This window comes from Micromonospora foliorum (assembly GCF_022229015.1).
Classification (GTDB): Bacteria; Actinomycetota; Actinomycetes; order Mycobacteriales; family Micromonosporaceae; genus Micromonospora; species Micromonospora foliorum.
In genome coordinates, this window is the sequence record NZ_JAKKFF010000365.1 from 1 (window position 1) to 11,121 (window position 11,121).

12 protein-coding genes and 2 pseudogenes are annotated in these 11,121 nt (G+C 72.3%); 7 read left to right on the forward strand and 7 right to left on the reverse strand.

Translation table 11 applies throughout. The features are described 5' to 3' along the window. From PSH25_RS24565 to PSH25_RS24580, 4 genes and pseudogenes are all read left to right on the forward strand, one after another. Positions 1 to 392, forward strand: a pseudogene (locus PSH25_RS24565) (hypothetical protein); the annotation flags it as partial. A gap of 62 nt (positions 393 to 454) precedes the next feature. Continuing rightward, positions 455 to 919 (forward strand): DUF4442 domain-containing protein, encoded by a 465-nt coding sequence (locus PSH25_RS24570; RefSeq protein ID WP_238661320.1) that lies wholly within the window; start codon positions 455 to 457, stop codon positions 917 to 919. A 59-nt stretch (positions 920 to 978) separates the two neighbouring features. Further along, positions 979 to 1,782 (forward strand): HAD family hydrolase, encoded by an 804-nt coding sequence (locus PSH25_RS24575; RefSeq protein ID WP_238661321.1) that lies wholly within the window; start codon positions 979 to 981, stop codon positions 1,780 to 1,782. Next, a complete protein-coding gene (locus tag PSH25_RS24580; RefSeq protein WP_238661322.1) occupies positions 1,779 to 4,151 on the forward strand; it encodes a glycoside hydrolase family 65 protein in 2,373 nt (790 codons plus the stop codon). Before PSH25_RS24575 ends, PSH25_RS24580 begins: the two co-directional genes overlap by 4 nt. 63 nt (positions 4,152 to 4,214) lie before the next feature. On the opposite strand, the gene PSH25_RS24585 is transcribed toward PSH25_RS24580, so the two are convergent. Continuing rightward, the gene (locus tag PSH25_RS24585; protein WP_238661323.1) at positions 4,215 to 4,409 is read right to left on the reverse strand and encodes a hypothetical protein; all 195 of its coding nucleotides are present in this window, start codon (positions 4,407 to 4,409) and stop codon (positions 4,215 to 4,217) included. A gap of 192 nt (positions 4,410 to 4,601) precedes the next feature. Here PSH25_RS24585 and PSH25_RS24590 point away from each other — a divergent pair, with 192 nt between their 5' ends. Then, positions 4,602 to 5,252 carry a dienelactone hydrolase family protein gene (locus PSH25_RS24590; protein ID WP_238661324.1) on the forward strand — a complete coding sequence of 217 codons (651 nt, stop codon included), beginning with the start codon at positions 4,602 to 4,604 and terminating at the stop codon, positions 5,250 to 5,252. Here the strand turns inward: PSH25_RS24590 and PSH25_RS24595 are convergent, their stop codons facing one another. Further along, positions 5,253 to 6,353 (reverse strand): AI-2E family transporter, encoded by a 1,101-nt coding sequence (locus tag PSH25_RS24595; RefSeq protein WP_238661325.1) that lies wholly within the window; start codon positions 6,351 to 6,353, stop codon positions 5,253 to 5,255. A gap of 213 nt (positions 6,354 to 6,566) precedes the next feature. Between PSH25_RS24595 and PSH25_RS24600 the strand changes: the two genes are divergently transcribed. Then, a complete protein-coding gene (locus PSH25_RS24600; RefSeq protein ID WP_274527910.1) occupies positions 6,567 to 6,737 on the forward strand; it encodes an antitoxin in 171 nt (56 codons plus the stop codon). 70 nt (positions 6,738 to 6,807) lie between these two features. Here the strand turns inward: PSH25_RS24600 and PSH25_RS24605 are convergent, their stop codons facing one another. After that, positions 6,808 to 7,413 carry a hemerythrin domain-containing protein gene (locus PSH25_RS24605; RefSeq protein WP_238661327.1) on the reverse strand — a complete coding sequence of 202 codons (606 nt, stop codon included), beginning with the start codon at positions 7,411 to 7,413 and terminating at the stop codon, positions 6,808 to 6,810. 172 nt (positions 7,414 to 7,585) lie between these two features. On the opposite strand from PSH25_RS24605, the gene PSH25_RS24610 reads away from it, so the two are divergent. Next, entirely contained in the window at positions 7,586 to 8,902 is a 1,317-nt protein-coding gene (locus tag PSH25_RS24610; protein WP_238661328.1) for an FUSC family protein, read from the forward strand. A 10-nt stretch (positions 8,903 to 8,912) separates the two neighbouring features. On the opposite strand, the gene PSH25_RS24615 is transcribed toward PSH25_RS24610, so the two are convergent. From PSH25_RS24615 to PSH25_RS24630, 4 genes and pseudogenes are all read right to left on the reverse strand, one after another. Further along, positions 8,913 to 9,557 carry a C39 family peptidase gene (locus PSH25_RS24615; RefSeq protein WP_238661329.1) on the reverse strand — a complete coding sequence of 215 codons (645 nt, stop codon included), beginning with the start codon at positions 9,555 to 9,557 and terminating at the stop codon, positions 8,913 to 8,915. A 216-nt stretch (positions 9,558 to 9,773) separates the two neighbouring features. After that, entirely contained in the window at positions 9,774 to 10,181 is a 408-nt protein-coding gene (locus tag PSH25_RS24620; protein ID WP_238661330.1) for a pyridoxamine 5'-phosphate oxidase family protein, read from the reverse strand. Positions 10,182 to 10,212: 31 nt separating this feature from the next. Next, positions 10,213 to 10,554 carry a YkvA family protein gene (locus PSH25_RS24625; RefSeq protein ID WP_238661331.1) on the reverse strand — a complete coding sequence of 114 codons (342 nt, stop codon included), beginning with the start codon at positions 10,552 to 10,554 and terminating at the stop codon, positions 10,213 to 10,215. A gap of 33 nt (positions 10,555 to 10,587) precedes the next feature. Beyond that, positions 10,588 to 11,121 (reverse strand): annotated as a pseudogene (locus PSH25_RS24630) (hypothetical protein); the annotation flags it as partial.

Below are 11,121 nucleotides of genomic sequence, written 5' to 3' on the forward strand. Positions count from 1 at the left end.
AGAGCGCCGAACCGGTCGCCGTGCCGGCCGGAGCCGCGGTGGCCGAGCCGACTCCGAACGGTGCCGTGGCCACCGCGCCAGCCCCCGCCCAGGTGCCGACGCAGTGGGCCGGGCAGCCGGCCGGTGCCTCGTTCCCGCCGGGCATGCTGCCGCCCGGCTACGTGGCGCAGCGCCCTTGGAACAACCAGCCGGTCCGACGCGGCGAGCCGACGCAGCGGCCGGCCAGCATGACGCTGCTCTACATCTGGATCCTGCTCTTCGGTTTCGTCGGCACCCAACTGGCCTGGACGCTGCGGCCGTTCTTCGGCGACCCGGGCCAGGACTTCGCCTTCTTCCGCAGCATCGACGGCAACTTCTACGCGGAGATCCTGCGCACCATCGCCAACCTCTGAGCCGGCCCGGTGGGCGAGAGCCGCTGGTTGCCGGCCTGGTTACCGGTGAGTAACGTCAGGTCATGACTATCGACTCCCGCCAGGTGGCGGCCGGCATGCTGGAAGCGGTGCCGTTCGCTCGTACGCTCGGTATCGAGTTCGTCGAGGTGGCGCCCGAGGCGGAGGGCGGCGTGCGGGCAGTCGTCCGGCTGCCCGACTCGCCGGCCACCCACAACCACATCGGCGGGCCGCACGCCGGCGCCATGTTCACCCTCGGCGAGACGGCCTCCGGCGCGGTCGTGCTGGCCGCCTTCGGGCAGCAGCTCGACCGGGCCGTGCCGTTGGCCGTCCGGGCCGAGATCGCCTACCGGAAACTCGCCATGGGTCCGGTGCTGGCCACCGCGCGACTCGGCCGGCCGGCGGTCGACGTGATCGAGGAGCTGGCGGCCGGTCGGCGCCCGGAGTTCCCGGTCGCGGTCCAGATCGCCACCGAGGCCGGCAAGCCGACCGCGGAAATGACCGTGATCTGGACGCTGCGACCGAACTGAACCGCCCCAGGGCGGCCGAAACGGGTTTGCGGGCCCAGCAGGGTGGATAGATTCGTACCGTGCTGGGCCTACCTGCTCACGTGACCGCCTGTCTCTTCGATCTGGACGGTGTGCTGACGCAGACCGCCCGCGTACACAACGCCGCCTGGACGCAGACGTTCGACGAGTTCCTCCGCCAGCGCGCCACCGTCTCCGGCGAACCGTTCCAACCGTTCGATCCGGGTCCGGACTACAACCGCTACGTCGACGGCCGGCCCCGGGCCGACGGCGTCCGGACGTTCCTCGCGTCGCGCGGCATCGTGCTACCCGAGGGCAGCCCGGACGACCCGCCGGAGGCCGAGACCGTCAACGGCCTGGGCAACCGCAAGAACGTCCTGCTGCTGCACCGTCTGCGTACCGCCGGCGTCGAGGTCTACCCGGGCTCGGTGCGGTACCTGAAGGCGGCGACCGCCGCCGGGCTCCGCCGAGCCGTGGTCACCGCCAGCGCGAACGGGGGTGAGGTGGTCGCCGCCGCCGGATTCGAGCCGCTGCTGGAGGCCCGGGTGGACGGGCTGGTCGCCCGTGCGCAGGGGCTGCGCGGCAAACCACACCCCGACACCTTCCTCGCCGGGGCCAGGATGCTCGGCGTCGACCCGACGCGGGCCGCCGTCTTCGAGGACGCGCTCTCCGGGGTGGCCGCCGGTCGCGCCGGTGGCTTCGGCTACGTGGTCGGCGTCGACCGGGTCGGGCAGGCCGACGAGTTGCTCGCCCACGGGGCCGACATCGTGGTGACGGACCTGGCCGACCTGCTCGACAGCGCCGACCCGCCGACACCGACCCGCACCACGACCGACCCGCTCGCCGCCGAACGAGGCTCCGGATGATTCGCGAGCGCGCCTATCCGGTCGAGCCGTGGCACATCCGCGAAACCCGGCTGGACATGGACGTGCTGGCCCAGTCCGAGTCGGTCTTCGCGCTCTCCAACGGGCACGTCGGCCTGCGGGGCAACCTCGACGAGGGCGAGCCGCACGGCCTGCCCGGCACCTACCTCAACTCGTTCTACGAGTTGCGTCCGTTGCCGTACGCGGAGGCGGGCTACGGTTTCCCCGAGTCCGGGCAGACCATCGTCAACGTCACCAACGGCAAACTGCTCCGGCTGCTGGTCGACGACGAACCGCTCGACGTGCGGTACGGAGAACTGTTCGCGCACGAGCGGATCCTCGACCTGCGGGCCGGCACCCTGCACCGGGAGCTGCACTGGCGCTCGCCCGCCGGCCGGGAGGTCAAGGTCCGCAGCACCCGTCTCGTCTCGTTCACCCAGCGGTCCGTGGCCGCCATCAGCTACGAGGTGGAGGCCGTCGACGGCCCGCTGCGGCTGATCGTGCAGTCCGAGTTGGTGGCCAACGAGTCGCTGCCCGCGCAGAGCAAGGACCCCCGGGTCGCGGCGGTGCTGGAGTCGCCGCTACAGGCCGAGGAGGAACTGACCACCCCCGACGGCGGGCAGCTGATCCACCGCACCAAGGTCTCCGGGCTGCGGGTCGCCGCCGCCATGGAGCACGAGGTGCACGGCCCGGACCACACCACCATCGAGTCCGAGGGCTACCAGGACTGGGTGCGCACCACCATCGCCTGCGTGCTCAAGCCCGGCGAGAAGCTGCGGGTGATCAAGTATCTGACGTACAGCTGGTCGAGCCGCCGGTCCCTGCCGGCGCTGCGCGACCAGGTCGGCGCGGCACTGGCCGGCGCCCGGCTCGACGGATGGGACGGGCTCCACCGGGAGCAACGCAACTACCTCGACGCGTTCTGGGACGCCTCCGACGTGTTGGTGGAGGGCGACCCGGAGGTGCAGCAGGCGGTCCGGTTCGGTCTCTTCCACGTGTTGCAGGCCGGCGCGCGGGCCGAACAGCGGCCGATCTCGGCCAAGGGGCTGACCGGCCCCGGTTACGACGGACACGCCTTCTGGGACACCGAGATGTTCGTCCTGCCGGTGCTCACGTACACCGAGCCGAGCGCGGTGCGCAGCGCGTTGCAGTGGCGGCACAGCACGCTGGACTCGGCGCGGGAACGCGCCGAGACGCTCAACCTCCGGGGTGCCGCCTTTCCCTGGCGGACCATCGAGGGCCCCGAGTCGTCCGGATACTGGCCGGCCGGCACGGCGGCCTTCCACATCGCCGCCGACATCGCCGACGCCGTGCGCCGCTACGTGATGGTCACCGGGGACACCCAGTTTGAGCGGGAGATCGGGCTGGAGCTGCTGGTGGAGACCGCCCGGCTGTGGCGCTCGATCGGCCACCACGACCGGCACGGGGAGTTCCACATCGACGGCGTCACCGGCCCGGACGAGTACACGGCCGTGAAGAACGACAACATCTACACCAACCTGATGGCGCAGCGGAACCTGCTCGCGGCCGCGGACGTGGTCATGCGCTACCGGGACGAGGCGTTCCACCTCGGGGTCACCGACGAGGAGGCCGCGAGCTGGCGGGACGCCGCCACCTCCATGCACGTCCCGTACGACGAGGAGCTCGACGTCCACCAGCAGGTGGAGGGCTTCACACGACTCCAGGAATGGGACTTCACGCACACCCCGGCGGAGAAATATCCGTTGCTGCTGCACTACCCGTACTTCGAGCTGTACCGCAAGCAGGTGGTGAAGCAGGCCGACCTGGTCCTCGCCATGCACTGGCGGGGGGACGCCTTCACCCCCGAGGAGAAGGTCCGCAACTTCCTCTACTACGAGCGCCGCACCGTACGCGACTCGTCGTTGTCGGCCTGCACCCAGTCGGTGCTCGCCGCCGAGGTGGGCCACCCCGAACTCGCGCACACCTACCTGCGTGAGGCCGCGCTGATGGACCTGCACGACCTCAACGACAACACCCGCGACGGCGTACACATGGCGTCGTTGGCCGGTGCGTGGCTCGCCCTGGTCAGCGGGCTCGGCGGTCTACGGGACCACGACGGCGAGCTGTCCTTCGCCCCCCGGCTCTCCAGCCGACTCAGCCGGTTGGAGTTCTCGCTCCAGTGGCGGGGGTTGGCGCTGCGGGTGGATGTCCGGCCGCACCAGACGACGTACTCGCTGCGCCACGGCGGCCCGGACGACGTGGTGGAGCTTCGCCACCACGGCCAGGTGCTGCGGGTGACCTGCGACGAGCCGGTGACGGTGCCGGTGCCGCCGGCCGAGCCGTCCGGCCCGCCGCCCGAGCAGCCACCGGGCCGGTCTCCGCTGCTACGGCTGCCCGAACGCGAGCAGTGACGGGCGGGGCGGGAGTGTTCCCGCCCCGCCCGTGGGTCAGAGCGGCTCGCCGGTGCCTGTCAGTCAGACCGGCTCGCCGGTCGACGGACGCCCGATCGCGTCCCGGGGCGCCGCCGCCTTCGGATCGTCGGGCAGTCGGGCCGAGGCGGCCTGGTCCCCGAAATCCTGGTCCCCGACGTCCTGGTTGCGCTCGGCGTCCTGTTCGCGCTGGGTCTGCTCGGTCAGCTGCTGCTGCCGGGAAATCTGCTGCTTGGCCATGGCGATCCTCGCGATCCGTCGGGGCGCGGTTGCGCCGACACGGTCTGCGGTCGCTCGTCGCGTACCCGACGCGATATCGGGCAAACGCGGCCCGGCGGCGTGCCCACGGGCCCGGGATGACGCCGCCGCGGCGGGCGTGCCGGGCGGCGGGCGGGGTACCCGGGCCATCGGCGAGCATGCGGAGGTGGGGCAATGGACGAGCAGCGCAGCGTGACTGTTCCGATCGGGGAAGCGCAGCTCCCCGCCGACCTGACGCTGCCCGCCCAGCCGGTCGGCGTGGTGCTGTTCGCGCACGGCAGCGGCAGTTCCCGGCACAGCCCGCGCAACGTGGCGGTGGCCCGCACGCTCAACGACCGTGGGCTCGCCACGGTGCTGGCGGACCTGCTCACCCCGGCCGAGGACGAGGTGGACGCACGAACCGCCGAACTGCGCTTCGACATCGGGCTGCTGGCCAGCCGGCTGGCCGGAATCGTCGACTGGCTGAGCGCCGAGCGTCCTGCCGGTGACGTGCCGATCGGCCTGTTCGGGGCCAGCACCGGCGCTGCCGCTGCCCTGGTCGCGGCGGCGTCCCGCGCCGATCGGGTGGCTGCCGTGGTCAGCCGGGGTGGTCGGCCGGACCTGGCCGGGAACGCGCTGGCCCAGGTGCGTACCCCCACGTTGCTCCTGGTGGGCGGGCTCGACGAAGAGGTGATCACGCTCAACGAGCGGGCGCTGGCCGAGTTGGGGGAGGTCGGCGAGCTGCGGGTGATCCCCGGGGCCACCCATCTCTTCGAGGAGCCCGGCACCCTCGAACAGGTCGCCGACCAGGCCGGCACCTGGTTCACCACGCACCTCAGCCGATGATCAGTCCGCGGGTAGCAGGGCCGAGGACGCGCGGCGCTGCTGGACGGTGTCGATGACGCGCCAGAGGACGGCGGTGATCGGGACGCTGACGAAGGCGCCGGCGATCCCCGCGATCAGCGTGCCCGCGGTGACCGCCACCAGGATCACCGCCGGATGCAGTCGGACCTGCCGCTTCATGACCAGCGGCTCCAGCAGGTTGCCCTCGATCTGCTGGACGGCAATCACCGCCGCGAGGGTGAGCAGCGCGGTGGTGGGACCGTTCGCGGCCAGCGCCACCAGCACCGCCACCGCGCCGGCCACCGTCGCCCCGATGATCGGCACGAACCCGCCGAGGAACGTGATCAACGCCAGCGGCAGGGCGAGTGGCACCCGCAGCACCACGAGAGCCAGGCCGATGCCCAGCGCGTCGATCGCGGCGATGAACATCGTGCCCCGGCTGTACGCGCCCAACGTCTGCCAACCGGCCCGGCCGGCCTCGGCCAGCACGGGCTGGTTCGGGCCGGACATCCGCGACAGCACCCAGTGCCACATCGACCGGCCATCCTTGAGCAGGAAGAAGAGCAGCACCAGAGCCAGCAGGGCGGAGCCGAACACCTCGGTGACGGTCCGGGCGCCGGCCACCGGGTCCGGGGAGCTACCACCGAGCCCGTCCCGGGCCTGGTCGACCAGCCGGTCCAGCTGTGCCTCGGTGACCGGCAGCGTGGACGTCACGAAGTCCCGAGTGCGTTCGACCCCCTGCGTCAGCTCCTGGCTGAGCTGGTCGAACTGGCTGGCGGTCAGGTTCCACACCAGGGCGCCGACGCCGACCAGGATGCCGAGCAGCAGCAGTACGGTGCAGAGCGCGGCCAGCGCCGCCGGCAGGCGCAACCGGCGCAGCAGAAGCAGGACCGGGTCGAGCAGCGCGGTGAGGAAGATGGTGGCGGCCAGCGCGATGGCCAGTGGCGCCAGCAGGACGGCGATCCGGCCGAGCAGGTAGAGCCCCGCGGCGATCACCACCAGGCAGGCGCTCCACAACACCGCGGTACGGACCAGCCAGGGCAGCGCCGCCCAGGTCTGGCGCGGCCCGGGGGCGACTGTCGGTCCGGGTTCCTCTGCGGCCATGTCGGTCCTCCTCGATGTCGACGAGGTCGGTACCCGGTCGGTCGTGCCCCGACACCCGAATCGCTGGCCGTTGCCCGCGCGGATCGTACGCGGGTCGGTGCGACGCGGGTGGGTGTTCGCGAATCGCGTCCGGAACGACGGCGTTTGCCCGCTCGGGCCGGGGGAACGCGAAGAGGACGGACCGGACTGAGGAGGAACGCCGTGGGTGACTTCATGGACAAGGCCAAGGACTTCGCGGACAAGCATGACAAGCAGGTCGACCAGGGTGCGGAGAAGGCCGGCGACATGGCCGACAAGCGCACCGGTGGCAAGTACGACGATCAGATCGACAAGGGCGTGGACCAGGCCCAGGCGCGCACCGGTGAGGGCGACCAGGTTCGCTGACCAGCCTTGCGCCTCCCGGGCCGCCGATCCGTCGGCGACCCGGGAGTGCCCGGTCCGGATGGTGCGCCGGTCAGTGTCGCTGCTTGTCGCGTAGCTCGTCCGTCGAGGTGGGCCGGCCGCTCAACGCGTCGCGCAGCCGGTCGACCAGACCGATGCCGGGGGCGAGCAGCTTGTTCGCCAGTGGGTGCTCCGGGCTCCCCGGATGTGGCCGGGTCGGCCCGGTCTCCTTGATCGCCGTCACCCTCGCGGCGATCTCGACCAGCTCCTCCCGGGCCGTCGCCGCGCGCAGCCGGGGAAAGAGCTCCTTCTCCTGCTCGGCCACGTGGTGTCGGACGGTGCTGGTCAGCTGAGCGAGCAGCTCGTCGAAGCGGGGGTCGGACGGGTCGGCGGTCTCCAGCTCCTTCATGGTCCGTTCGGCGTCGGCGTGCTCGGCGATCTCGCGGTCGGCGATCTCGTCGCCGTCGGGCAGCACCTTGCGGGCGACCGGATACACGTACGCCTCCTCGGCCACCGAGTGACGGACGAGTTCGGCGATCACCACGTCGGCGAGGCGTCGGCGGTGCTCGGGGGTGCCCCGCCGGGTCGCCAACTCGGCGAGGACTGTCTCGATCTCACGATGATCGGAGACCAGGATGTCGACGGCATCGTGATCGTCGATGGTCGGTGGATTGGTCATGTCACGGCCCCTTACCGGTTGCGGATCGGTGGGAGGTGTGCGGCTCTGGTACCCCCACGGGGCTGCGCGAACCTACGGTTGACGATGTGTTCGACGCGGTTGGTGGTGCCTGCGGTGGCGGTGGTGCGGAGCCTGCCACGATTGCCCTGCCGTCGCCGGGGTAACCGCCGCCATGGCCGACGACCGCCCAGCCGCCGACCGCGATCAGTCGCGGCTCGACGAGACCGCCGAGCGGACCGTTCGGCGGGTGCGGCACCGTGGTGGGCAGGCCGGCCGGATCCGGGCCCGGCAGTGGGAGGTCACCCTGGTGATCTCCATCCAGGCCGGGTTGGCCGCGGCGATCGCCGCCCTGCTCGCCCAGAACCTGCTCGGCCCCGGAGCGCACGTCTTCGCTCCCGCCGCCGCCGTCGGTACGATCGCCACCGCCATCGGGCAGCGGGCTCGGCGTACCTTCGAGCTGTTGGCCGGCGTGGCCCTGGGCATCATCATCGGCGACACGTTGCGCTTCCTGCTCGGCTCGGGCCCGTGGCAGACCGGCGCGGTGGTCGCGCTGGCCATCGCCGCCGCGTTGCTGGTGGCCGGAAGGGGCGGCGCGCTGGTCGGTCAGGCCGGCGGTACCGCCGTGCTGATCGCCACGCTGGCCCCGATGGAACGTGGCCTGGAGTTACCTCGGATCTTCGACGCGCTCGTCGGCGGGGCGGTCGGCCTGGTGGTGGTCGCGCTGTTGCTGCCGATCAACCCGCTGCGAGTGCTGGACCGGGCCGCGGCTCCGATCTTCACGATCCTCTGCGAGCAGCTCGCCGAACTGGCGGGGGCGTTGCGGGAGCGTGACGGCGACCGGACCCTGAAAGTCCTGGAGCGGCTCCGGGGCACCGAGGGCGATCTGGGTCGGTTGCACGATGCGCTGAGCGGCGCGGAGGAGGTGGTGACGATCGCTCCGGTGCGCTGGCACCGTCGGCAGCAATACCACAGGTACGCCCGCAGCGCCGATCACCTGGAGCGGTTACTGCTGGACAGCCGGGCCATGGCCCGCTGGTCGTCGACCGCGCTGCAGTACGACGAGCCGATCCCGTCGGAGCTGCCGGAGGCGATGGCGCGGTTGGGCCAGGCGGTGGCCGAGATGCGGGCGGAGTGCAAGGTCGGTGAGGACCCTCGGCGCACCCGCCGGTTGGTTGAGGAGTGTGCGCGTCTGGCCGGGCGGGCCGCCGCGAGCGGGGTCCGGTCGTTCGGTGAGTCCCTGGTGACCGGCCTGCGGACCGCGGCCAGCGACCTGCTTCGGGCAGCCGGCTGTGAACCCGAGGAGGCCAACCGGATCGTGCGCCGGGCGGCCGGTGCCGGCGAGGCGGAGATCCACCCGCCGGTCCGGCGACAACTGCACCGGGCCGGACCGACGCGGGCCGCCCGGGCCCGTCGGCGCGCCCACCTCGCCGCCCGGGCCCGTAACGAGGGTCGGGCCGGCCTCCCCGCACGGGAGAGGCCGGCCCGGTGAACCGTCAGGATCAGGAGGAGTAGCCGCGCTCGGCGATCCAGTTGGCGACCTTCGGCAGGCTCATCCAGTACTCGCCCAACGCCGGGTCGGCAGGGTCGGCGACTCGGATCGTGTCACCGCCGTCGCGGTAGCCGACGAGGGTCAGGTAGTGACCGCCCTCGTACGAGTGCGGGTTGCCGTCGGTGTCCACGGTCGTGCCCTTGATGTTGGCCACCACCGGGCGACCGGCGTCCACGGCGGCCAGGACGTCACGGCGCAGCTGCTCGACCTGGTCGGGGCGGGCGACCGAATCACGGATCTCGGTGGTCCGGTACTTGCCGCCGGTCAGTTGGTTCAGCACGCGGGTGGTGTCCAGGGCCGAGGGGGTGCCCGCCTCGGTGGTGCCGAGGAGTTGGGCCACCTCGTCCTGGGAGAGCGCCTTGCCCTGGGCGGACAACGCGATCCGGGTCGCGGCCGGGCCGCAGTAGTAGAAGTTCGGCTGGGCCTGGTAGTCGACGCCGAGGATCCGTTCGGCGTGCCGGTCGTTCTGGCTCGACGAGGTCGGCGCGGCCTGCACCGGGGCGGCCTGCGCGGCGACCGCCGGGCCGAGGGCGCAACCGCCGGCGACCAGCAGGCCGACGACGGACAGACCGCTCTTCTGGACGATCGGGTTCATGGTCGAGTCTCCGTTCGGGGGTTGGCGCCTCCGGCCAGCGGAGGACGGCAGCACCGGGAATGGCGCTCGGCGCAACACGGGGGCCGACCATCGGTGGTCTCGGCCCTGGGCGTACCGAGGGCGTAACCGCTCTGCTCCGCCGAGAATTCCGCCGGCCGCGGGCACCGGGGAGCGCCCCTGCGTGGCCTAACCGGTCATCGGGGACACGCGGTCAGCTCAGAGGCTTCCCAGCAGCCTGGTCACGGTGATCTCGATGACCACCCGCTCCGGATTCGGGCGCGGTGTCCGATACCGCTCGGCGTACCGCCGCTCCGCCTCCGCCACGGCGGCCCGATCCGACCGCAGTACCGCGCGACCCTCGATGGTCAACCAGCGGCGGCCATCCACGTGGCACACGGCCACCGCCGCGCCCGCCGCGCCGGCCGCCGCCACCTGACGGGCCTTGCGGGAGGCGCCCGAGGTGATGACCCGGGCCAGTCCGGCCGCCGGGTCGAGAGTCACCCCCACCGGTACGACGTGCGGGGTGCCGTCCGCCCGCAGGGTGGTCAGCGTCGCGAGGTGACGTTCTGCGCAGAATGCGACAACACGCTCATCGTGCACGTCCAACCGATGATCGCCCGCCATGCCCGTCCCCTGTCCGCCGAACCGACCTCGATCATGGCACGCGGCGGCGCACCCGGTCCCGATCCGGCGGGGCGTCCGGCTGATCGGGCAGTTGGCGACCCGCCGCCCGACGTTGGTGCACCAGCCGGGTCAGGTAGATCAGCGCGGCGGCCAGAACCCCCATGTCATCCAGGTAGATCGGGTCCGGCAGCACGTCGACCGGGAAGATCGTGTAGATCAGCGCCCCGTAGAAGGCGACCTTGCCGCCAGCGCCGAGCCCGGTCAGCAACCGCCGTGTACGCACCACCCGCACCGCCAGCACCACCGCACCGACCAGTGTGGCCAGCGCCAGGATGCCGGCGATCACCACGAGGACCCACGCCTGTCGGGACATGCCGTCACGCTAACCCACCCGAGCCCTCGCGGCTCAGAACGCCGGCACCGTCGCCCGGCCGCGAGCGGTCACCTTGTTCTCCCGGGTCTGTTCGACGTTCTCCCGGGTCTGTGCGGCCGACGGTCCGGCGACCTCGCTCAGCGGCAGCACCGACGCCGACTCGGCGACCCGCCGCCCGGTCGCGGCGTGCGCCTCCTCACGCAGACTGCGAGCCGCGGCCACCGCCAACTCCGCCGCCCGCCACGCTGCCTGCTCCCGCTCGCGGGCCGCGGTGTGCCGGGCCGCCAGATTGTCCCGGATCGCCCGCTGGAGCACCAGCTCCTGCTCGACCGGGTGCAGTCGCGGGTCCCAGCCGTCGCGGTGGGCGAAGACGTCACTGAGCTGCTCCACCGACAGTTCCCGACGCCAGTACGCATCCAGGGCCGCCCGGTGCAGGTAGCGCTCGCGGTCCGCGTACTCGGCGGGGGTCCGTGCGGTGTGCGGCAGCGGCATCGCGGCCGCCGCGTCGAGCCGACGCACCCCAGCCTCGGCCGCCTCGTACGCCAGCCACGCCGCCTCGACGGCCTC